This is a genomic window from Pseudidiomarina taiwanensis, assembly GCF_003987435.1.
Lineage (GTDB): Bacteria > Pseudomonadota > Gammaproteobacteria > Enterobacterales > Alteromonadaceae > Pseudidiomarina > Pseudidiomarina taiwanensis.
This window is the reverse complement of record NZ_PIQG01000002.1, coordinates 378416-399352: the sequence shown is the minus strand read 5'-3', so window position 1 is coordinate 399352 and position 20937 is coordinate 378416. Positions and strand designations below refer to the sequence as shown.

Below are 20937 nucleotides of genomic sequence, written 5' to 3'. Positions count from 1 at the left end.
TTGTGGCCGCTCGACGCTGGCAATTTTGGCTGGGTTTCAGCTTTTTTATCAGTGTCGTCATGGGCAGTATTGCGACTGCGGTGTGGCTGTATTATGTGGCGATGGATGCCAATCAGGTGCCACTGAAGCGTTTGGTGGTGCAGGGCGAGTTGCAATACGTAAGTGCTGCCGAAGTGCGGGAGCAATTACAGCAACGGCCATTGGGCAGTTTCTTTTCGGCGGAGGTTGATGAGATTCGTGCCCAACTTGAGGCGATGCCATGGGTGTATAGCGTTTCGGTCCGCAAAGAGTGGCCGGATTTATTAAAAGTATACTTGCGCGAGCAACGGCCACTGGCGCATTGGAACGCCCAACAACGACCGCAAGCCATGGTCAACGAACAGGGCTTGGTGTTTGAAGCGGATAAGTCGAGACTACAGCAGCCGCTACCTTATTTAGCGGGTCCGGAACATGCGGTTGCAGAAACTGTTAAGAGTTATCGGCAGGTATTGGAATTATTAGAGTTAAATGGGTTTGCTTTGAGTAGTTTGCAGTTATCCGACCGTTTTGCGGTGACTGTGGTGCTCGAATCAGGCATCGAATTGAAGTTAGGCCGCGAAGGGCTGCTAGAGCGGGTACAACGCTTTATCGATTTGTACCCAGAGATTAGAGACTATAAAGATACCGCAGTGGAATATATCGATTTGCGATACGACACAGGGGTTGCGGTAAGTTGGCGTCAGCCACAGACATAACACAAGAGAGTTGCACAGCAATGTCGAAAACAACAGAACGCAATATGGTCGTCGGTCTTGATATTGGCACCAGCAAAATTGTTACCTTAATCGGCGAAATGATTCCCGATGGCGGCATCAGCATTATTGGTGTTGGGGCAGCAACGGCGCGTGGTATGGATAAGGCGGGTGTAAACGATCTTAACCTGGTGGTGCAATCGATCCAAAAATCGGTAGAAGAGGCTGAATTGATGGCCGACTGCCGGATTGCCTCGGCCTATATCAATATTTCGGGTCGTCACATTGCCTGCCAAAACGAAAGTGGCATGGTGCCGATTAATGAAGCGGAAGTAACCCAAGATGACGTCGATAATGTGATTCATGCCGCCAAGTCGGTACCGATTGCACAAGAACGGCGTATTTTGCATGTGTTACCGCAGGAATTTGTCATCGATTCGCAAGAAAGCATCAAAAGCCCAATTGGTATGTCTGGAGTGCGGATGGAAGCCAAGGTGCACATTATTACCTGCGCCAACGACATGGCGAAAAATATTCAAAAAGCTGTTGAGCGCTGCGGTTTAGCCGTGGATCGGATGATTTTCTCTGCACTCGCTTCAAGTTATTCGGTATTGACCGAAGATGAGAAAGATCTTGGCGTGGCTTTGGTTGATATGGGCGCGGGTACCGTTGATATCTGCATCTACACCGAGGGTGTGCTGCGCCACACCGCAGTGATTCCGGCGGCAGGAAACCAAGTGACCAGTGATATTGCCAAGATCTTCCGCACACCACTGGCTTATGCGGAAGAAATTAAAACCAAATATGCCTGTGCCCTGCGTGATTTAGTCAGTAAGGATGACAACATCGAAGTGCCTTCGGTCGGTGGCCGGCCATCGCGGGTGATGCAGCGCCATATTTTGGCCGAGGTGGTTGAACCGCGCTATCAAGAATTATTTGAATTAATTCGTGAAGAAATCGAGAAAAGTGGTTTAGAAGATCAAATCGCCGCAGGGATTGTCATGACCGGAGGCTGCGGCCGCATGGAAGGTGCGATTGAATTCGCTGAAGAGATTTTCCGGATGCCAGTGCGCTTAGGCGAACCACTGGGCATGAAAGGTCTCAGTGATTATGTCGAAGATCCAACCTATGCCACGGCAGTCGGGCTGTTGCGCTTTGGTGAAGAAGATTTAGCGATGCGCGCGAAAGAAGCGCGCGAAGGTAATGTCATGGGTGTTTGGAAACGCCTTCATGGTTGGTTCAAAGGTGAGTTTTAAGATATTAATTTTTTTATAGAAAAATAAGAATCTGGGGTAGTACAATAAGCAGGTAAAGGAGAAGCAACATGTCAGAAGTATTCGAAGTTATCGACAACTTTGACAGCGATGCAGTCATTAAAGTCATCGGTGTCGGTGGCGGTGGGGGTAACGCCGTCAAACATATGATCAGCGAATCGATTGAAGGTGTGCAATTTATTGCCGCTAACACCGATGCGCAGTCGCTCCGCGATCACGGTGCACACATCACTATTCAGCTTGGTGATGACATCACCAAAGGTCTCGGTGCTGGCGCCAATCCAGAAGTGGGTCGGCAAGCGGCAGAAGAGACCCGCGAAGAGATCCGCAAGCATTTAGAAGGTGCAGACATGATCTTTATCGCAGCGGGCATGGGCGGTGGTACCGGGACCGGTGCTGCACCTGTGGTAGCTGAGGTTGCGCGCGAATTGGGTATTTTGACCGTCGCCGTGGTGACTAAGCCGTTCCCATTCGAGGGCAATAAGCGGATGGCGGTTGCGGATGAAGGGATCGCTCAGCTGGCGCGCTATGTTGACTCATTAATCACCATTCCTAACGAGAAATTATTGAAAGTTCTCGGGCGCGGAACCAGTCTGCTAGATGCCTTCGGTGCGGCCAATGATGTCTTACTTGGTGCCGTGCAGGGGATCGCCGACTTAATCACTCGCACTGGTTTGATTAACGTCGACTTTGCCGACGTCCGAGCAGTCATGCGCGAAATGGGCACTGCAATGATGGGGACCGGCGTCGCTCGTGGTGAAGACCGTGCGCAAGAAGCAGCGGAAATGGCGATTAACAGCCCACTGTTGGAAGACATCGATCTTTCTGGTGCCCGCGGCGTATTGGTCAATATTACCGCAGGTATGGATTTGAGTATCGATGAATTCGATGTGGTTGGTAGCACAGTCAAAGGCTTTGCCTCAGAAAATGCGACTGTGATTGTCGGTACCGTCATCGATCCAGAAATGTCTGAAGAGCTACGTGTGACTGTGGTGGCAACCGGTATCGGAGCTGAGCGTAAGCCAGATATTTCGCTGGTTAACACCAAAGCCCAGCCGCGTCGCGAGCCACAACCGCGCACCAGCGGTGGTTATGATAATACCGCCACAGCGCGGCAACTGGCCGAGCAAGATGAGCCTGAAGTAGAAGCTGAGCAACATGATCAAGCGCCACAGCAAAAGGCTCAAGCCAAGCCGGCAAGCGATTTGGATTACCTGGATATTCCGGCATTTTTACGCCGACAAGTGGATTAATGCGGCGAATGTGCCGCTAACTTGCGTAAAAATAAGGTAAACCCGGTAAAAAAATTGCCTAAAACGTGCAATTTCGTTAAACTATCGCGCCTTTTACTGGTCAGATGACAGGTGAAGAGACCGAAAAGATGATTAGACAGCGTACGATAAAACAAGCCATTGCCAGCACCGGAGTCGGTTTGCATAAAGGCAATAAGGTTCAGCTCACACTGCGCCCGGCACCTGTAAATACGGGTCTGGTGTTTCGTCGTGTCGATTTGAATCCGGCTGTTGATATCCCCGCGCAAGCCGAGTTGGTGGGCGACACCCAGATGTGTACCTGTCTCATCACCGACGACAATGTCCGTGTGTCAACCGTCGAGCATTTGCTTGCCGCCGTTGCGGCGATGGGCATTGATAACCTGATCGTCGAAGTAGACAGCCATGAAATTCCAATCATGGATGGTAGCTCGCACCCCTTTATTTACCTGCTCCAAAGTGCGGGTATCCAAGAGCAGTCTGCGGCCAAAAAGTTTATCAAGCTGAAGCAACCGGTTCGCGTTGAAGAAGGCGACAAATGGGCTGAGCTTCTCCCTCATGATGGCTTCAAAATTGATTTTGCGATTGATTTTGACCATCCAGCCATCGCCGACACCAACCAAGTGGTGAGCATGGACTTCAGCAGCAATAGTTTTATCAAAGAAATTAGCCGAGCGCGGACCTTTGGCTTTATGCGTGATATTGAATATTTGCGCGCCAATAATCTTGCTCTAGGCGGTAGTTTTGATAATGCCGTGGTACTGGATGAGTTCCGCATCCTGAATACCGAAGGTTTGCGCTATGACGACGAGTTTGTAAAGCACAAGATCCTAGATGCGGTGGGTGACCTCTATATGTGCGGTCATAGCATTTTAGGTCACTTGCGTGCGTACAAGTCAGGGCATGCGCTCAACAACCAGTTGTTGCGTGCCGTATTGCAGCAGCAAGAAGCGTGGGAATTTGTCACCTTCGAGGATGACCAAGCGCAAGCACCGATCGCGTTCCAGCAACCGGCGTTGGTTTAAATTCAGAATAACTTCAAAAAAGGCGGTTTAACCGCCTTTTTTATTGCTCAAATTTAGCCGCGAGTGCGAGCAATTGTGAACGCAGTGGCTCGTCAACCAAAGCGGCTTGTGCGCGCAGTTGTGCCGCGGCATGGTGTTCATCAGGCGGCGCCGTTTTAGCGCTTGTCTGAGCCGCGGTGGGTGCGGCTTCGGACTGGCTTGTTGCCACAGCTGGAGTTTTCGGCGCAGTGCGCACTGAGAGCTGCTGGACCGGAAGCATAGCTTCACGGGCAAAATAGGTTATAATGCCGCTTTGTAGTTGTTTAAGACGTGTCGCGACAGCCGCTGAAGTGGTGTGCAGATGCAGGGTTTGGTCCCGTATAGCAAGGACTTCAGCGTGTTGCTGTAAATGCTCGCTACCAAGACTTTGCAAACAAGCACGCAATTGCTGTTGCCAGACCCGATGCTGCTCGGTAAAGTCAGCAAATTGGCGTAGGCGTGCAGTGCGGATCACTTGTTCGGTTGTACGGATTTTACGGCGCGTCATTCGATTCACAAGCAACGAGAGATTGCATGAGTTTAACAGTCTTCTACCGAGGCTCCAAAGTAAAATTCAAGCTCCAATTCAGTCGCCGGCGGATGCTGTCACTGCTGGGTTTAGCTTGTCTGCTGGGCTTGGCCGTCAGTGAGCCTTGGCAAGCAGAGCTGCTTGACCCTGCCACCTTGCAAAGCAAAATCCAAGCGGAGCAAGTGCGCTTAGCTGCGCAGCAACAGGCGGTAGCCGAACTCAAAGACCAAACCGAGAAGAAGCTGACTGGGATGACTTTGTATATCGGTGAGATGCAGGCGCAACTGCGACGCTTAGATGCGCTGGGCCAGCGCCTAGCCGCCGAAGCCGAACTCGATAATGGTGAATTTAATTTCGCCGACCGAGCTAGCCCACTGCTGATGGGTGGCCCTGAAGCGGCCATTACCGAAGCACCGCGCCTATCCGGTAGCGATGTCATCGAGCAAATTGATCAAGTGTTACTGCAACTCTCTGATAAGCAGCAGCAACTTACCTTACTTGAATCTGTGTTGTTGAATCACCATATCTCAGCAGAGAGCTTTATTGCTGGGCGTCCAATTGACTCAGGCTGGTTGTCATCACCCTATGGCGTGCGCAAAGACCCTTTTAATGGGGCGCCTGCAATGCATAAGGGGATCGATTTTGCCAGCCTCGAAGAAGGTGCGGGTATTTATGCGACCGGTGCCGGCGTGGTGACTTGGTCCGGTGAGCGCTACGGCTATGGCAAATTGATTGAAATTGACCATGGCGGCGGTTTAAAGACCCGCTATGGCCATTGTAAAGAACTCCTCGTTGCAGAGGGCGATGTCGTCACGCGCGGCCAACAAATTGCGCTATTAGGAAGCACCGGCAGGTCAACTGGCCCGCATGTGCATTACGAAGTGTTGCGGAACAATCGCCAGATTGATCCCCACAAATATGTTTATCGCGACGCCGAATAGGGTGTCGAGTTGTCGACTACAAGGTTTTAATATCACATGTTAGGAAGTCTATTTCGTAAACTGTTCGGAAGCCGCAACGATCGAATCCTCAAAGGTCTGGAAAAAAACGTCCAACGCATCAACGAACTCGAGCCTGAGTTTGAAACGCTAAGCGACACAGAACTCAAACAAAAGACCACTGAATTTAAGACGCGTCTCGAGCAAGGTGAAAAACTCGAGGCCTTGCTTCCTGAAGCCTTTGCAACCGTGCGTGAGGCCTCAAAGCGGGTCTTTAATATGCGCCACTTCGATGTTCAGTTGATTGGCGGCATGATTTTGAATGATAACCGGATTGCCGAGATGCGCACCGGTGAAGGGAAAACCTTAACGGCAACGCTTCCGGCATACCTAAACGCGTTAACCGGCAACGGTGTGCATATTGTTACGGTGAATGATTACCTCGCTCGTCGTGATGCCGAAACCAACCGTCCGCTATTTGAATTCTTAGGCATGACCGTTGCCTTTAATATTCCCGGCATGAGCCCGCAGGACAAGCGTGCTGCCTATGCCGCTGATATTACCTACGGCACCAATAACGAGTTTGGCTTTGACTATTTGCGTGACAATATGGCGTTTAGCCCACAAGATCGGGTACAGCGTAAACTTAGTTTCGCGATTGTCGATGAGGTTGACTCGATCCTGATTGATGAAGCGCGGACGCCATTGATTATCTCAGGGGCAGCTGAAGATAGCTCTGAGATGTACATTAAAATGAATGAAATCGTGCCGCTACTCGAGCGCCAGGCGGAAGAAGATACCGAAGAACAGCGCGGTGAAGGCGATTTCACCATTGATGAAAAAGCCAAGCAACTGCACCTGACGGAACATGGTCAAGAACATATCGAGAGCATTTTAAAAGAGCGCGGCATGCTCGCCGAAGACGACTCACTCTATTCAGCAGCGAATATTTCCCTGCTGCACCATGTGAATGCTGCTTTGCGCGCCAATCACATGTTCCATAAAGACGTTGACTATATTGTCAAAGACGACCAAATCGTGATTGTTGATGAGCATACGGGGCGGACGATGGAAGGTCGGCGCTGGTCTGAAGGCCTGCACCAAGCGATTGAAGCGAAAGAAGGGGTACCGATTCAAAACGAAAACCAAACCTTGGCCTCGATCACCTTCCAGAATTATTTCCGCTTGTACAACAAATTAGCGGGGATGACAGGTACCGCAGATACCGAAGCCTTTGAATTCCAGAGTATTTACGGTCTTGAGACTGTGGTGATCCCAACCAACCGCCCAATGATTCGCGATGACCGTGCTGACCTGATCTACCTGACTGCACAAGAGAAGTACGATGCAATCGTGGCCGATATCGAAGCCTGTCGAGAAAAAGGCCAACCGGTCTTGGTGGGTACCATTTCGATTGAAAGTTCAGAGCTATTGTCGAAGTTACTGAAGAAAAAGAAAATCCCACATAACGTTCTCAACGCCAAGTTCCACGCCAAAGAAGCTGATATTGTCGCGCAAGCCGGTTTACCGGGTACGGTGACAATCGCTACCAACATGGCCGGCCGAGGCACGGATATTGTGCTTGGTGGGAACTTGCAAACTGAGCTTGAGCAATTAAAAGATCCAAGCCCAGAGCAAATCGAAAAAGTAAAACAAGCATGGCAGCAACGCCATGACCAAGTCCTCGAGGCCGGTGGTTTACATATTATTGGTACCGAGCGCCACGAGTCACGTCGTATCGATAACCAGCTCCGCGGCCGTTCAGGACGTCAGGGTGACCCAGGTTCATCGCGCTTTTATCTGTCGCTTGATGATAGCCTGATGCGGATCTTCGCATCAGATCGCATGGCGAGCATGATGAAGCGCCTTGGGATGAAACCAGGTGAAGCCATTGAGCACCCATGGGTGACGCGTGCGATTGAAAATGCGCAACGTAAAGTTGAAGGGCGTAACTTCGATATTCGTAAGCAATTGCTTGAGTACGATGATGTCGCCAACGACCAACGTAAAGTTGTGTACGAGCAGCGCAATGAACTGCTCGATGAAGGCGACGTGTCCGAAACGATTAAAGCGATTCGTGGCGATGTTATCGATGGCGTCATTAGCGAATATATTCCTCCGCAGTCGCTAGAAGAAATGTGGAATGTCGAAGGCCTTGAAGAGCGCCTGCGTGCCGACTTCGACTTGCCGCTGCCGATTCAGCAATGGCTAGATGAAGACGATAAACTGCACGAGGAAAACCTGCGCGAGAAGATTTCACAGGCCCTCGAGCAAGCCTACGCCGACAAAGAGCAACAAGTTGGTCCAGAAGTGCTGCGTCACTTTGAAAAGGCGATCATGTTGCAAAGCCTCGATTCACATTGGAAAGAGCACTTAGCCGCAATGGATCATTTGCGCCAAGGGATCCACTTGCGCAGCTATGCACAAAAGAATCCGAAGCAAGAATATAAGCGCGAAGCGTTTGAACTGTTCGCCGATATGCTTGAAGCCTTGAAACTCGAAGTGGTCACCATTTTGAGCAAGGTCCGCGTGCGTGCCGAGGAAGATGTTGAAGCGGTTGAGGCGAAGCGTCGTGAGCAAGCGGCTATGCAAGCCCAACGCCAACAACTGCAGCATGAAGGCGCCAGCACCAGTGGTTCGGACAGCCCCGCCGCGAGTGGTCAAGCAGCGATGCCCAAAGTAGGTCGGAATGACCCATGCCCGTGCGGTTCAGGTAAGAAATTCAAACAGTGCCATGGCAAAATCTAAACCCATTCACGTCGCTGTTGGGGTGATCCTCAATAGCGACGGTGCGGTCTTTATTAGTCGCCGCCATGCGCATCTGCATCAAGGTGGTAAGTGGGAATTCCCCGGCGGTAAGGTCGAAGCGGGTGAAACCGTCCTCGCGGCGCTACAGCGCGAACTCCAAGAAGAATGCAACATTGCCGTTGAGCAAGCGTTACCGTTAACCGTGATTGAGCACGATTATGGTGATAAACGCGTGCGTTTGGATGTATGGCAAGTGACATCGTTTAGCGGCGAGGTAAAGCAGCGCGAAGGACAAGAGTGGTGCTGGGTGGCTAAACATGAACTAGATGCCTATCCGTTTCCAGCCGCCAACCAAGCCATTATCGATTGCTTAACGCAAGGTCAGATTTAACTGCAACGCGCCAGTTGAAACGTGACATCCTCTTCATAACTCGCTCGTCCGGCCTGTGGACACTCGTGTAAAAAGCGAATATTAAAGCGCTGCTTATGGCCGCTGACCACTGGATACGCCGGTAAGGTGTGCGGCACTTTTAAGCGCAGGAGACTGAGCGGCTCGGTGCTCTCTTGCAGCAAACCATGTGCAGCGACGACTTCTTGGAACCGCGCTCGACCTCGAATCATTGCGAGTTCCAGCTCTAGCCCTTTAATCAAAATTTTGAACTCATTCCACCATGCTTGGGTGTTTTGGTCGCGCATACTTTGCGGCAAATGCAGCCAATAGTGTAGTTGCGGTAGGTCAAAATTACAGGTGCCACCAGGCATCGCAAAGCGCTGGCGAATTGAGCTTAATAAGCGGTCCTGTTTAAGGTTAGAACCAACACGGCTCATCGGCTGCAGTGTAGTTAAAGCTCGCTCGACTTGCGCCGCCATCACCTCGATTTGCTCTTGATTGGCTTCCGGATGACGTTGCCACGCCACCAGTTGTTGGCGCCGACGATCGAGATCCTTTTGCAAATCGGTACGCACGTCACTGCGCTCACACAGTTCGATAATTGCAAACAGGGCACTGAAATATTGCGGATAATTGCGTTCGGAAACCGGTTCGTGTGGCCGTAATTGATGGCATAAATGTTCCAGCCGCAAGTATGTGCGCACCCGCTCATTGAGGGGATACTCGTAGATAACGTACTGGTCAAACAGTTGCGACTGATTCATGAATTCATCTTAACCAGTTAATGTGCTGATGCCAACTCTAGATAGCGCGCATGCAACGCTTGAATCTGGGCATCTAACGCATTCACAGGGCCACTATTGTCGATCACATCGTCTGCTTTATCCAGACGTTGCTGACGCGACCATTGCGCCGCCATAATGGCTTTGATTTGTGCTGCGCTGGTTTGATCGCGTTGACTCGCCCGCTGCAGTTGCTCGGTTTCAGGCAGATCAACCACTAGGGTGCGTTGACACAGTTGGTCCAAACCATTTTCGAAGAGCAAAGGTGCTGAGAGGATGACATAAGCTGAATCAGCCTGCTTAAGTTGACGCAACAACTCAGTGCGAACCAGCGGATGGGTCAGTTGATTCAGCCAAGCTTTATCTGCGGGCGAGCTGAACACCCGTTGGCGCAGCCACGGGCGATTGAGCAAACCATCAGCAGTAAGTGCTTGCTCACCAAAGCGCTCAATTACTGCAGTTAAAGCCGCGCTTGGTGGAGTGAAGATCCCGCGCGCAATCACATCGGCGTCGACGACGACAATGCCATATTCAGCAAAGCGATCAGTGACGGTTGTTTTGCCGCTGCCAATCCCGCCAGTGACGCCTACCACATAGGTCATGCGGCGAGCGCCCATTGCCAATATTGCGCCACCAGCCAATCGCCCCAGATAAGGCTAATGATGCCGCCTAGGATGAGAAACGGACCAAATGGGATGGCTTGGCCGCGCGCACCGCGAAGGAATTGCCAAATAATTCCAATTACTGCGCCACTGCCGGCACTGGCGAGGATCACCACACCGAGCTGGCTATAACCCACCCAAGCGCCGATTGCAGCCAATAACTTGAAGTCACCATAGCCCATGCCCTCTTTGCCAGTTAACAGCTTAAACAGCCAGTAAATCGACCATAAGATGAGATAGCCCAGCATGGCGCCAATCACCGCATCTTGCAGTGGAATGGTGAAATTCAGCATAGCCGCAGCCAGCCCCAGCCAGAGCAAGACATAGTTAAAAGGGTCGGGGAGTAGCTGAGTGTCGTAATCTATAAAGAACAAAGAAATCGTCAGACTCGCCGCAACCCAGTACAGTGCGACCTCAAAACTAACCCCAAATAAATAGGTTAAGTAGGCAAATACCGCGCCAGTAAGCAGTTCTATACTTGGATATCTAATCGAAATCGGTGCCTGGCAGTTACGACACTTGCCTCTAAGCCACAGCGTCCAACTCAGCACCGGAATATTGTCATACCAGCGAATTGGGCTTTGGCACTTGGGGCAGTGGGAGTTGGGTGTGGCTAAATTGAATTTAGCGTCTGAGGTGTGTGGCTCTTGCTCAAGTAACAACTGACATTCTTGCCGCCACTGACGCTGTAACATTTGCGGATAGCGGCCGATAACCACATTCAAAAAACTGCCCACCATTAACCCTAAGACTAGTCCAAAACCTAGTGCCCATGGTGTTTCTGCTGCATAAAGTTCAAACACAGTGTCTATCCAATGATTAAGAGTATGCTCTAGCCTACAACTTGACCAAGGCTAAAGATAGGTAAATACATCGCAACAATCAGGCCGCCGACTAGTACCCCAATGACCACCATGATCATAGGCTCGAGCAGGGCGGTCAGGTTATCGACCAGATCATCCACTTCGGCTTCATAAATACTGGCCACTTTGGCGAGCATATCATCAAGTGAGCCAGATTCCTCCCCGATAAACACCATCTGGGTGGCCATGGTGGGGAATAAATCAGCGCTTTGCATGGCAGTATTCATTTGCATACCTGAGGTTACCTCATCGCGCATCCGAAACACAGCATCACGATAAACTGCATTACCCGAAGCTCCCGCAGCGGAGTCCAGAGCCTTGATCAGCGGCACCCCTGCGGCAAAGGTGGTCGAAAGCGTGCGTGCAAACCTTGCCACCGCGGCTTTATGGAGAATAGTGCCCACAATCGGCATTTTTAGCGAGTAGATATCGACTTGGTCGCGCAACTTGGGGCTGCGCTTGTAGGCACGTCCAAACAAATAGCCCGCCACAACCAAACCTGCGGCCACATAGAGAAAATATTGTTGCACCACCTCTGAGAGGGTCACCACAAACTGCGTCATAGCGGGCAGCTCAGCGCCAAAATCAGCGAACACAGCTTCGAATTGCGGGACCACGAAAATTAGCAAGATAATGGTCACCACGAGCGCAACCACAATAACCGAGGCGGGATACACCAAAGCTTTTTTGATTTTAGCTTTTAATGCTTCCGATTTTTCCCGGTAGGTGGCGATACGGTAAAAGATCGTTTCTAGCGCACCGGACTCCTCGCCCGAGGCAACCAAATCACAATACAGGCTATCAAATACGTCGGGGTGTTTCCGCAGCGCCGCGGCCATCGGTGAACCGGCCCCGACATCGGCGCTAAGATTGAGCATTAACTGACGTACTTTAAGGTTTTCCACGCCCTTGGCAACCATTTCGAGTGACTGCAGTAAAGGTACCCCTGCTTGCAGCATGGTGGCGATTTGGCGGGTGAATAGCGCAATATCAGCACCGATAATTTTCTTTTTACGGAAGCTAGACTGTGAGCGCCTTTTAATTGATTTAGGGACAATTTGTTGGTCACGCAGCTTGGCTTTGACTTGCTTTTGGTTATCAGTGGCCATCACCCCCTTCACTGCTTTGCCTTGTTTATTCAGACCAGTCCAGGTGAATTCGAGAATCTCTTTTTCGGCTGTTTTCTTGTTCTTTTTTGTCGCCATGATTCAACCTTAAACGATTCAGATCTTAGAAGGTGGTCACTCGATTCGCTTCGACTAAACTGATAATTCCCTTCGCTACTTTGAGCAAGGCCGAATGCCGCAGCGATGAAATCCCATCTTTATGGGCCTGCTTAGCAATCGTGAGCGAGCTTGCTCCAGTCATAATAAGATCTTGAATATTATCTGTAATGGGCATGACTTCGTATATCCCTGTACGCCCTTTATAGCCATTGGTGCATTGGTCACAGCCAACGGCTTTAAAAATGGTCATGCCCGTATCAATTTCGGCTTGGCTGTAGCCCTGTCTTAGCAACTCATCGGCAGGAATCTCTTGAGGTTCTTTGCAGACATTGCAAAGTCGCCGCGCCAAGCGCTGGGCAATAATCAAACTGACCGAACCGGCGATGTTATAGGCCGGCACGCCCATATTCATCAAACGAGTCAGCGTTTCAGCGGCAGAGTTGGTGTGCAAAGTTGATAGCACGAGGTGACCGGTTTGTGCCGCTTTAATCGCAATTTCGGCGGTTTCAAGGTCACGAATCTCCCCTACCATCACCACATCCGGGTCTTGCCGTAAGAAGGATCGCAAAGCATCGGCAAAAGTTAAACCGGCTTTAACGTTAATTTGTACTTGGTTGATACCAGGCAGGTTAATTTCGACCGGGTCCTCTGCGGTGGAGATATTCCGCTCGGGAGTATTCAAAATATTTAAGCCGGTATATAGCGAGACGGTTTTCCCTGAGCCCGTTGGCCCGGTCACCAAGATCATCCCTTGTGGCCGGTCGAGCACATCTTCATACAGTTTTTGCTGATCCGGCTCATATCCTAACGACTCGATCCCGATCATCGCGGCCTGTGCATCTAAGATCCGCATCACTATTTTTTCACCGTAGAGAGTCGGTAAAGTACTTACCCGAAAATCAATGGCTTTGTGTTTGGAAAGTTTGAGCTTGATTCGGCCATCTTGCGGTAAGCGGCGCTCAGCGATATCAAGCTGTGACATCACTTTTAAGCGCGCCGCAATTCGCGCCGCTAGCTGGACCGGTGGGCGGGCAATTTCGACTAACACACCATCGATTCGAAAGCGGATCCGGTACTCCTGCTCGTAAGGCTCAAAGTGTAAGTCCGAAGCACCGCGTTTAATGGCATCGAGCAAGAGTTTATTAATATAGATAACCACAGGTGCGTCGTTTTTTGCATCAACATCCACCGAGCCGGTATCTTTTTGAATCTCATCAATGGCATCAATGCCACGTAGTTGCTGTTCGTCTTCTTCGGTGACGCCCAGCATTGAATTCTCGTTTGCCAAAACCTTATCGATTAAGCGTTGGAGTTTAAGCTCATCGACCAGCACAGCTTCGGTTTGTAGCCGAGTGCGAAACTGGAATTCGTCTAACGTTTCAATCCGAGTCGGATCTGACACCGCCACATACAACATATGGCCACGCTTATATAAAGGCACGGCATGATTCTTCCGAATCAGTCGCTCATTGATAAATTCTTCTGGAATCAGGTCGGTATTAAAGGCATCGAGATCGAGCCAAGGGCAGTTGGTGTGCTCGAAGCAGTACTTAGCGAGCTCTGCTGAAGTAAGAAGTTTTCGATCAACGGCACAGTAGGTAAAGGGTAGCTTAGATTCCCAAGCATAATCACTACAGGTTTGCAGCTTATCCTCGGGGATAACCTGGTCTCGTAATAATAGCGCAGCAAGGGAGTGGTGCAGCATAGTTGTTGTTCTCAAATAAACAGGCCCTACTGTGATGCAGGGCCTGTGAATTATTTGCTAATCACTCAGCATTTACTCAGTGATACTGTATCAAGATGATTATATTAACCACCTGTTGCTTCAGTGCACCCATCTACTCGCGTGCCTGCAGCAAAATCAGAACAAGCAATGGTCCATTTAAGATTACCGCCACCGGCTGTTTCTGGTGTCATAGTGATGCTGATTGCGGCATCGTCGGCACCGATAGCGTCAAGTGTTGCTGAAATTATGCCGTTTTCAACATCAGCTTCGCTAATACCATTTGGTTTAGTATCAGCTGCATCAGCAGCTAAGATGGCCTTAGGTATTGGAGTAATATTTGGTTCAACATAACCAGCTTCGTCTTCGGTGCCTACTGCATCAGTTGAAGCGTTACAACCCGTCAAAGTGCCATAAGTCTGATAACACATAGCAACGGTCGTTTTGTAATTTGCCAAGGCAGCCAACCCGGTTGAAGCCTTCGCGCGTTGGGTGTAATCGCTGTACATAGGAATCGCGACCGCAGCCAAGATACCAATGATAGCAACGACGATCATCAATTCGATTAACGTGAAACCACGTTGTAGTTGCGCTTTCATGAAACTTTTCCCGAAAATACTCATATAACAGTTATTTTATTTAAGGTGGATGCGATCCACTGCTGTCCATCTTGGTTTTCAGACTATGCCTGGCTTACATCGACCGTGTGTCCCGGCACGAACTCACAGCAAATGCAGCGCAATGCCTGTTGAACATAGCAGATTGCATCATTTCGTCAACAACTAAAGTGATTTAAAACGTAAAGAAAGATCAATAGCTTGTAGGTTTTTTGTTAAGGCGCCAGAGGAGATAAAATCAACCCCAATCGGTGCGAGCTCCTTGAGCCGTATGGCAGTGATGTTTCCAGACACCTCAAGGGCGACATCTGTCGTCCGTTCTAGTACCGCAGTTTTTAAGTCTTCGATGCTAAAATTATCCAACATTATGATGTCTGCTTTGGCGTGAATCGCCTCTCGATATTCGCTTAAATTTTCGACTTCCACCTCAACCGGCTTGCCCGGTTCGAGCTGACGGGCACTGGCAATCGCTGCGGCAATACCGCCACAGGCCATAATATGGTTTTCTTTAATTAAGAACGCATCATACAAACCAACCCGGTGGTTATAGCCGCCGCCACACACCACCGCGTATTTCTGCGCTGTGCGTAGGCCCGGAATGGTTTTGCGGGTATCCAGTAATTTGGTGTTTGAACCGGCTAAGTAGCTCACGTAATGCGCCGTCGTGGTCGCTACCCCTGATAAAGTTTGGAGAAAGTTCAACGCGGTACGCTCCGCAGTTAAAATAGTGCGGGCGTTGCCTTTGATGCGCAGCAACTCTTGGTTTGCTTGGACCCGCTCACCATCTTTTACCTGCCAGTCCAACTCGACCTTAGCTCGCAATTGCTCGAAGACTTCATTGACCCAATCCACCCCACAAATGACCGCATCATCACGACTAATGAGAATCGCTTCGGCTTGCGTCTCGGCGCCAATTAACTGCGCGGTAATATCATGGCTTAAGTCAATCCCATCGAGATCTTCTGCTAAGGCGCGCGCCACCATATCCACTCGGTCGGCAGCGAGTGCATCAAGATCAACGCGGGTACTAAAACCATTGAGCAGGTGAGTATTGGACTGTGTCATCTAATCGGTTCTCTTCTACGCTAACGAGGCGCTATAGTTTACGCCAGCGTACCAACTTAAGCCAGCCGCAGTCAGGGCAAAGCGTTGGCGTGCAGGTGATTTCAGCGTAAGATAATTTTGCGTGAGCGAATCACAAGTCGAGGAATACCAGGTGAAGTTAGAGTCGGGATGGCTGGCAGAGGTACAACAAAGATTAAGCCCGCATGCGGATGAACGTCCGCCGGACAGTGCGGTGAGCTTATTGGTGGTGCACGGCATTAGTCTACCCGCGGGTGAATTTGGTGGGCCCTATATCGATGAACTTTTTATGGGCACCCTCGACCACCGCCAAGATTCCCGTTTTGCAGCGATCCGTGGACTACGGGTGTCGGCCCATGCATTGATTCGGCGCGATGGCGAGCTGATTCAGTACGTCAGTTTCGACCGTCGTGCGTGGCATGCAGGGCGCTCAGCCTATGCCGGGCGACGCCGCTGTAACGATTTCGCCATCGGGGTTGAACTTGAGGGAACCGATCACACCCCCTACACTAAAGAGCAGTATCAGGTGCTTGCCGAGCTTGCTCAAACCTTAATCGCACATTACCCTGAACTCACGGCTCAACGTATTGTTGGCCATCAGCATATTGCTCCGGTGCGCAAAACTGATCCAGGCCCAGCGTTTGACTGGTCCTATTTTCGACAACTGTTAACAAGGTAAGCCCGTTATGCAACTGTTCGCGATTATTCTCGCCGTGTCATTAGAGCGTTCATTAGCGGTCGGCAAGCATTGGACTTGGCGACGGATGCTGTTGCGCTGGCAACAAATTCAGTTGCATAAAACCGAATTACAAGACTGGAAACAAAATGGTCTGGGGCAATTGGTGTGGGCGCTCATTCCAGCTTTTTTGATTGGTTTAGTGTTGGCTCTTTTTGACAATATGCTGCTGAGCTTTTTGGCCAGCACCGGCTTGTTACTGGTGGCCATGGTCTGTACTCCGGCGCGTAAACGCTATAAAGAATATGTCGAGCTTTGTCGGCAACTTGATGAGACCGAGCTGAGTAAAAAAGAGCGCACTGCCTTACTGCATGAACGCGAGCTTGCCGCTGAGCGTTTGATTCGCAGTGCCGGTCATCGCGATATCGATAGTGTGCAGCAAGCCTTATTGTGGATTCATCTACGTGCCTACTTTGCGGTGCTGCTGTATTTTATTTTATTTGGCATCGTTGGCGCACTCGTTTATGCGACCTTGCGTGATATGCGTCGGCCGAAGCACATCCCGCGCTCTACTTGGACCCGTGCTTATTACTTGCTGAACTGGCTGCCGACGCGGGTGATGTCGCTCGGGTTTTTGTTCGTTGGCAACTTCTCTAAAGCGTCGGGGCTGTGGCTCAGTACCCTTGGCAATATACCCCCGAGTAATCGTGATGCGCTCTTCCGAGTCGCTGCAGCCGCGGATGAAATTACTGTTGAGGATCCTGAACAACACGGGGCAACTGCTCTGACCACTGTTGGACTGGTAAAGCGTAACTTCTTGTTATTTATTGTTTTTGTATCCATTCTCACCATCGCAGGCTGGCTCTAATTCGAAAAAAATTTGGGCTTTGAGCCAACATGGTCTACAATCCGTTACACTTTTGGTAAGACCAATGAACCAATATGGCATTTGAACGTATTCAACAGACTAAGTTGTCCGACGTGATTATGGCCCGCATCGAGGCCATGATCGTCGATGGCACCCTTGAAGCAGGCATGCGCTTGCCGTCGGAACGCGATCTGGCGGCACAGTTTTCGGTGTCGCGGCCTTCTTTGCGTGAAGCCATTCAGAAACTTGAAGCGCGAGGCTTACTCGAGCGGCGTCAGGGCGGTGGCACCTATGTTTGTGATAATTTGCAGCACCGGGTGGCCGAGCCATTGCTCGATTTGCTCAGCAAACATCCTGAATCACAATTCGATTTGCTCGAATTCCGTCATGCCCTTGAGGGGATAAGCTCGTATTATGCCGCGCTGCGCGGGACCCAAACTGATCTTGAGCAAATCAGTAAAGCTTTTACCGCAATCGCCGCAGAGCCAGGTGAGGATTTAGCCACCCAAGCGCAGGCTTTAAGCGATTTTAACCTGCGTATTGCCGAAGCCTCACACAATGTGATCTTGTTGCATCTGGTTCGCAGTATGCAACCATTGTTAACTAAGAATATTTTGCAGAATCTGCAGGATCTCGCGCACAAGCCCGGGGTCATGCAGCAACTTCATCAACACCGCCAACAAATTGTGGCAGAAATTAGCAAAGGCGAGCCTGAGCAAGCGCGCGAAGCGTGTCACCAGTTGCTGGCCTTTATCGAACATGCGTTGTTAACATCGAACCGTGAGCAATCACGGATGTTGCGTTCACTGCGCCGAACTCAAACAGGGTAAAAGTTATGACTGACCATTTGAAAGATGATATCGACCCACAAGAAACGCGTGAGTGGCTTGACGCACTCGAAGTTGTCCTCGAAGAGGATGGCGCTGAGCGGGGTCACTTTTTATTAGAATCATTGATCGAAAAAGCCCGTCGTAGTGGTGCTTATTTACCGTTTAATGCGACCACGGCTTATTTAAATACGATTCCGGCAAGTCAGGAACCAACGGTCCCTGGCGATCAAACCATTGAGGCGCGGATCCGCGCAGCCATTCGTTGGAATGCTTTGGCGATGGTCTTACGTGCGTCGAAAAAAGAGCTTGAACTCGGTGGCCATATTTCTAGCTTTGCTTCATCGGCAATGCTTTATGATGTCGGTTTTAACCACTTCTTCCGCGCCCCAACAGACCAAGACGGCGGCGACTATTTATTTATCCAAGGCCACGCTTCGCCAGGTATTTACGCGCGTGCTTTCCTTGAAGGCCGGTTAACGGAAGAGCAACTCAATAACTTCCGTCAAGAAGTGGATGGCAACGGCATCAGCTCTTACCCACATCCGAAATTAATGCCAGACTTTTGGCAGTTCCCAACCGTGTCGATGGGGCTTGGACCTATGCAAGCCATCTATCAAGCACGGTATTTGAAGTACCTCACCGATCGCGGCATTAAAGATTGCTCAAATCAACGTGTTTACTGCTTCTTGGGCGATGGCGAGGTCGACGAGCCAGAAAGTTTGGGTGCGATCGGCCTTGCCACGCGTGAAGGTCTGGATAACTTGACCTTCGTGATCAACTGTAACTTACAGCGCTTGGACGGCCCAGTGCGCGGTAACGGCAAGATTATTCAAGAGCTCGAGGGTACCTTCCGCGGCGCGGGCTGGGAAGTGATTAAAGTGATTTGGGGCCGCTATTGGGATCCACTCCTGTATCGCGATACCGAAGGTAAGCTTGCCCAAATCATGCAAGACAGCGTCGATGGCGAGTATCAAAACTATAAGGCGAAAGGTGGTGCGTATACCCGCGAGCATTTTTTTGGCAAAACCGAAGAAACTAAAGCCATGGTGGCCAACTTATCAGATGAAGATATCTGGCGCTTGAACCGTGGTGGTCACGACCCAGTTAAGGTTTACGCGGCTTATCATAAAGCAGTGAATACCAAGGGCCGGCCGCAAGTGATTCTTGCTAAAACCGTAAAAGGTTATGGCATGGGTGCAGCAGGCGAAGGTAAAAACATCGCGCACCAAGTGAAGAAAATGGATATGGAAGCGATTAAACACTTCCGTGATCGTTTCAATATTCCAATTAAAGATAGCGAGCTTGAGGATATCCCGTTCTACAAGTTCCCAGATGACAGCCCAGAGATGCAGTACCTGCGCTCACGGCGTGAGTCGTTAGGTGGCTACTTGCCAGTGCGTCGACCGAACACCGATGTCGAACTTGAAATTCCGTCGTTGAAAGCCTTTGAAGCGGTCACCAACGGCTCAGGTGAGCGAGAAATTTCATCGACTATGGCGTTTGTACGAGTGCTGACTGCGCTTCTAAAAGACAAGAAAATTGGTCAGCGTATTGTGCCCATTATTCCAGATGAAGCGCGCACTTTCGGTATGGAAGGCTTGTTCCGCCAAGTTGGGATTTACTCAAGCCAAGGGCAAAAATACGAGCCACAAGATGCGGACCAGGTGGCCTATTATCGTGAAGATAAAAAAGGCCAAGTGTTGCAAGAAGGCATCAACGAACTCGGTGCGATGGCTTCGTGGGTTGCGGCAGCGACCAGTTACTCGACCAACAATGAGCCGATGATTCCGTTCTACATCTATTACTCGATGTTCGGCTTCCAGCGCGTGGGCGATTTGGTTTGGGCCGCTGGCGACAGCCAAGCACGGGGCTTCTTAGTGGGCGGAACGGCTGGACGCACCACCCTCAATGGCGAAGGCCTGCAGCACCAAGACGGCAGTAGCCATATTCTGTTCAACACAGTTCCTAACTGTGTCACCTATGACCCAACCTTCGGGTACGAAGTCGCTGTGGTGGTACAAGATGGCCTGCGCCGGATGTATGGTGAGCAAGAAAATGTCTTTTATTACCTCACGGTAATGAACGAAAACTATGTCCAACCGGCCATGCCTGAAGGTTGTGAAGAAGGCATTATTAAGGGTATGTACCAGCTTGAGCAACATGCTGCCAAGGGTGCGAAAGGCGAAGTGCAACTGTTGGGGTCAGGAACCATTTTGCAGCAGGTACGCAAAGCAGCTCAGATGCTTGCGGAAGATTTCAAAGTCAGCGCCAGTGTCTACAGTGCCACCTCGTTTAACGAACTGGCCCGCGATGGCTACGACGTTGAGCGCCACAATATGCTCAACCCTGGCAAGAAAGCCAAGCAGGCCTATGTGACGCAATTGCTGAGTAAGGCCAAGGGGCCAACGATTGCGGCGACGGATTACATGAAAGCCTACGCTGATCAAATCCGCGCTTGGGTGCCAACACCTTATAAAGTACTAGGTACCGATGGTTTTGGTCGCTCTGATAGCCGTGAAAACCTGCGTCGTCACTTTGAAGTCAGTGCTGAATACATAGTTATTGCTGCACTGAGTGAATTGGCGAAAGCCGGTACCATCGAAGCGAAAGTGGTCACTGATGCGATCAAGCGCTTCGGTATTGATACCAACAAAATCAACCCGCTGTACGCATAATTGAGGG

At 50.5% G+C, this 20937-nt stretch carries 19 protein-coding genes; 11 read left to right on the top strand and 8 right to left on the bottom strand.

What is annotated here, in order from left to right:
- Nucleotides 1–2 precede the first annotated feature (2 nt).
- The 4 genes from CWI83_RS05750 (at nt 3) to lpxC (ending at nt 4301) form a co-directional block, all read left to right on the top strand.
- Nucleotides 3–734, top strand: coding sequence for a cell division protein FtsQ/DivIB (locus tag CWI83_RS05750; protein ID WP_241969879.1), 732 nt, complete (start codon nt 3–5; stop codon nt 732–734).
- A 20-nt stretch (nt 735–754) separates the two neighbouring features.
- Entirely contained in the window at nt 755–1987 is a 1233-nt protein-coding gene (gene ftsA, locus CWI83_RS05745) for a cell division protein FtsA (RefSeq protein WP_126826996.1), read from the top strand.
- Between the two features lie 68 nt (nt 1988–2055).
- Nucleotides 2056–3258 carry a cell division protein FtsZ gene (gene ftsZ / locus CWI83_RS05740; protein ID WP_126826994.1) on the top strand — a complete coding sequence of 401 codons (1203 nt, stop codon included), beginning with the start codon at nt 2056–2058 and terminating at the stop codon, nt 3256–3258.
- 128 nt (nt 3259–3386) lie between these two features.
- Nucleotides 3387–4301, top strand: a complete 915-nt coding sequence (gene lpxC / locus CWI83_RS05735; RefSeq protein ID WP_126826991.1) for a UDP-3-O-acyl-N-acetylglucosamine deacetylase — start codon at nt 3387–3389, stop codon at nt 4299–4301.
- 40 nt (nt 4302–4341) lie between these two features.
- On the opposite strand, the gene CWI83_RS05730 is transcribed toward lpxC, so the two are convergent.
- Complete coding sequence (locus CWI83_RS05730; protein ID WP_126826988.1) at nt 4342–4827, bottom strand: DciA family protein; 486 nt, start codon at nt 4825–4827, stop codon at nt 4342–4344.
- 26 nt (nt 4828–4853) lie between these two features.
- Between CWI83_RS05730 and CWI83_RS05725 the strand changes: the two genes are divergently transcribed.
- Genes CWI83_RS05725 through mutT form a run of 3 tightly spaced genes read left to right on the top strand, consistent with a single transcriptional unit; the run spans nt 4854 to nt 8925 of the window.
- Nucleotides 4854–5789: a M23 family metallopeptidase gene (locus CWI83_RS05725; protein ID WP_126826985.1), complete on the top strand. Its 936-nt coding sequence runs from the start codon at nt 4854–4856 to the stop codon at nt 5787–5789.
- 36 nt (nt 5790–5825) lie between these two features.
- Nucleotides 5826–8534, top strand: a complete 2709-nt coding sequence (gene secA, locus CWI83_RS05720; RefSeq protein ID WP_126826982.1) for a preprotein translocase subunit SecA — start codon at nt 5826–5828, stop codon at nt 8532–8534.
- A complete protein-coding gene (gene mutT / locus CWI83_RS05715; RefSeq protein WP_126826979.1) occupies nt 8521–8925 on the top strand; it encodes an 8-oxo-dGTP diphosphatase MutT in 405 nt (134 codons plus the stop codon). Before secA ends, mutT begins: the two co-directional genes overlap by 14 nt.
- On the opposite strand, the gene zapD is transcribed toward mutT, so the two are convergent.
- From zapD to nadC, 7 genes are all read right to left on the bottom strand, one after another.
- Nucleotides 8922–9689 (bottom strand): cell division protein ZapD, encoded by a 768-nt coding sequence (gene zapD, locus CWI83_RS05710; protein ID WP_126826977.1) that lies wholly within the window; start codon nt 9687–9689, stop codon nt 8922–8924. The two genes, mutT and zapD, sit on opposite strands and share 4 nt — an antisense overlap.
- 17 nt (nt 9690–9706) lie before the next feature.
- Nucleotides 9707–10309: a dephospho-CoA kinase gene (gene coaE, locus CWI83_RS05705; protein WP_126826974.1), complete on the bottom strand. Its 603-nt coding sequence runs from the start codon at nt 10307–10309 to the stop codon at nt 9707–9709.
- Entirely contained in the window at nt 10306–11172 is an 867-nt protein-coding gene (locus CWI83_RS05700; RefSeq protein ID WP_338053320.1) for a prepilin peptidase, read from the bottom strand. The genes coaE and CWI83_RS05700 overlap by 4 nt, the downstream gene beginning before the upstream one ends.
- 29 nt (nt 11173–11201) lie before the next feature.
- A complete protein-coding gene (locus CWI83_RS05695) occupies nt 11202–12437 on the bottom strand; it encodes a type II secretion system F family protein (RefSeq protein ID WP_126826969.1) in 1236 nt (411 codons plus the stop codon).
- Nucleotides 12438–12462: 25 nt separating this feature from the next.
- Nucleotides 12463–14163 (bottom strand): type IV-A pilus assembly ATPase PilB, encoded by a 1701-nt coding sequence (gene pilB / locus CWI83_RS05690; protein ID WP_126826966.1) that lies wholly within the window; start codon nt 14161–14163, stop codon nt 12463–12465.
- Between the two features lie 104 nt (nt 14164–14267).
- The gene (locus tag CWI83_RS10690) at nt 14268–14780 is read right to left on the bottom strand and encodes a pilin (RefSeq protein WP_126826963.1); all 513 of its coding nucleotides are present in this window, start codon (nt 14778–14780) and stop codon (nt 14268–14270) included.
- Nucleotides 14781–14963: 183 nt separating this feature from the next.
- Nucleotides 14964–15782 (bottom strand): carboxylating nicotinate-nucleotide diphosphorylase, encoded by an 819-nt coding sequence (nadC, locus tag CWI83_RS05680; protein ID WP_241969897.1) that lies wholly within the window; start codon nt 15780–15782, stop codon nt 14964–14966.
- 232 nt (nt 15783–16014) lie between these two features.
- Between nadC and ampD the strand changes: the two genes are divergently transcribed.
- The 4 genes from ampD (at nt 16015) to aceE (ending at nt 20930) form a co-directional block, all read left to right on the top strand.
- Nucleotides 16015–16560 (top strand): 1,6-anhydro-N-acetylmuramyl-L-alanine amidase AmpD, encoded by a 546-nt coding sequence (gene ampD, locus CWI83_RS05675; RefSeq protein ID WP_126827423.1) that lies wholly within the window; start codon nt 16015–16017, stop codon nt 16558–16560.
- 7 nt (nt 16561–16567) lie between these two features.
- Complete coding sequence (gene ampE, locus CWI83_RS05670; protein ID WP_126826958.1) at nt 16568–17425, top strand: regulatory signaling modulator protein AmpE; 858 nt, start codon at nt 16568–16570, stop codon at nt 17423–17425.
- 74 nt (nt 17426–17499) lie between these two features.
- Nucleotides 17500–18255, top strand: a complete 756-nt coding sequence (pdhR, locus tag CWI83_RS05665; RefSeq protein WP_126826955.1) for a pyruvate dehydrogenase complex transcriptional repressor PdhR — start codon at nt 17500–17502, stop codon at nt 18253–18255.
- A gap of 5 nt (nt 18256–18260) precedes the next feature.
- Nucleotides 18261–20930, top strand: coding sequence for a pyruvate dehydrogenase (acetyl-transferring), homodimeric type (gene aceE, locus CWI83_RS05660; RefSeq protein ID WP_126826952.1), 2670 nt, complete (start codon nt 18261–18263; stop codon nt 20928–20930).
- Nucleotides 20931–20937: the final 7 nt, after the last annotated feature.

What these genes read in the sequence shown, in the direction of transcription:
- ftsA (WP_126826996.1), top strand. Translation starts at nt 755, where the DNA reads ATGTCGAAAACAACAGAACGCAATATGGTCGTCGGTCTTGATATTGGC.
- ftsZ (WP_126826994.1), top strand. Translation starts at nt 2,056, where the DNA reads ATGTCAGAAGTATTCGAAGTTATCGACAACTTTGACAGCGATGCAGTC.
- lpxC (WP_126826991.1), top strand. Translation starts at nt 3,387, where the DNA reads ATGATTAGACAGCGTACGATAAAACAAGCCATTGCCAGCACCGGAGTC.
- CWI83_RS05730 (WP_126826988.1), bottom strand. Translation starts at nt 4,827, where the DNA reads ATGACGCGCCGTAAAATCCGTACAACCGAACAAGTGATCCGCACTGCA.
- CWI83_RS05725 (WP_126826985.1), top strand. Translation starts at nt 4,854, where the DNA reads ATGAGTTTAACAGTCTTCTACCGAGGCTCCAAAGTAAAATTCAAGCTC.
- secA (WP_126826982.1), top strand. Translation starts at nt 5,826, where the DNA reads ATGTTAGGAAGTCTATTTCGTAAACTGTTCGGAAGCCGCAACGATCGA.
- mutT (WP_126826979.1), top strand. Translation starts at nt 8,521, where the DNA reads ATGGCAAAATCTAAACCCATTCACGTCGCTGTTGGGGTGATCCTCAAT.
- zapD (WP_126826977.1), bottom strand. Translation starts at nt 9,689, where the DNA reads ATGAATCAGTCGCAACTGTTTGACCAGTACGTTATCTACGAGTATCCC.
- coaE (WP_126826974.1), bottom strand. Translation starts at nt 10,309, where the DNA reads ATGACCTATGTGGTAGGCGTCACTGGCGGGATTGGCAGCGGCAAAACA.
- CWI83_RS05695 (WP_126826969.1), bottom strand. Translation starts at nt 12,437, where the DNA reads ATGGCGACAAAAAAGAACAAGAAAACAGCCGAAAAAGAGATTCTCGAA.
- pilB (WP_126826966.1), bottom strand. Translation starts at nt 14,163, where the DNA reads ATGCTGCACCACTCCCTTGCTGCGCTATTATTACGAGACCAGGTTATC.
- CWI83_RS10690 (WP_126826963.1), bottom strand. Translation starts at nt 14,780, where the DNA reads ATGAAAGCGCAACTACAACGTGGTTTCACGTTAATCGAATTGATGATC.
- nadC (WP_241969897.1), bottom strand. Translation starts at nt 15,782, where the DNA reads ATGGTGGCGCGCGCCTTAGCAGAAGATCTCGATGGGATTGACTTAAGC.
- ampE (WP_126826958.1), top strand. Translation starts at nt 16,568, where the DNA reads ATGCAACTGTTCGCGATTATTCTCGCCGTGTCATTAGAGCGTTCATTA.
- pdhR (WP_126826955.1), top strand. Translation starts at nt 17,500, where the DNA reads ATGGCATTTGAACGTATTCAACAGACTAAGTTGTCCGACGTGATTATG.
- aceE (WP_126826952.1), top strand. Translation starts at nt 18,261, where the DNA reads ATGACTGACCATTTGAAAGATGATATCGACCCACAAGAAACGCGTGAG.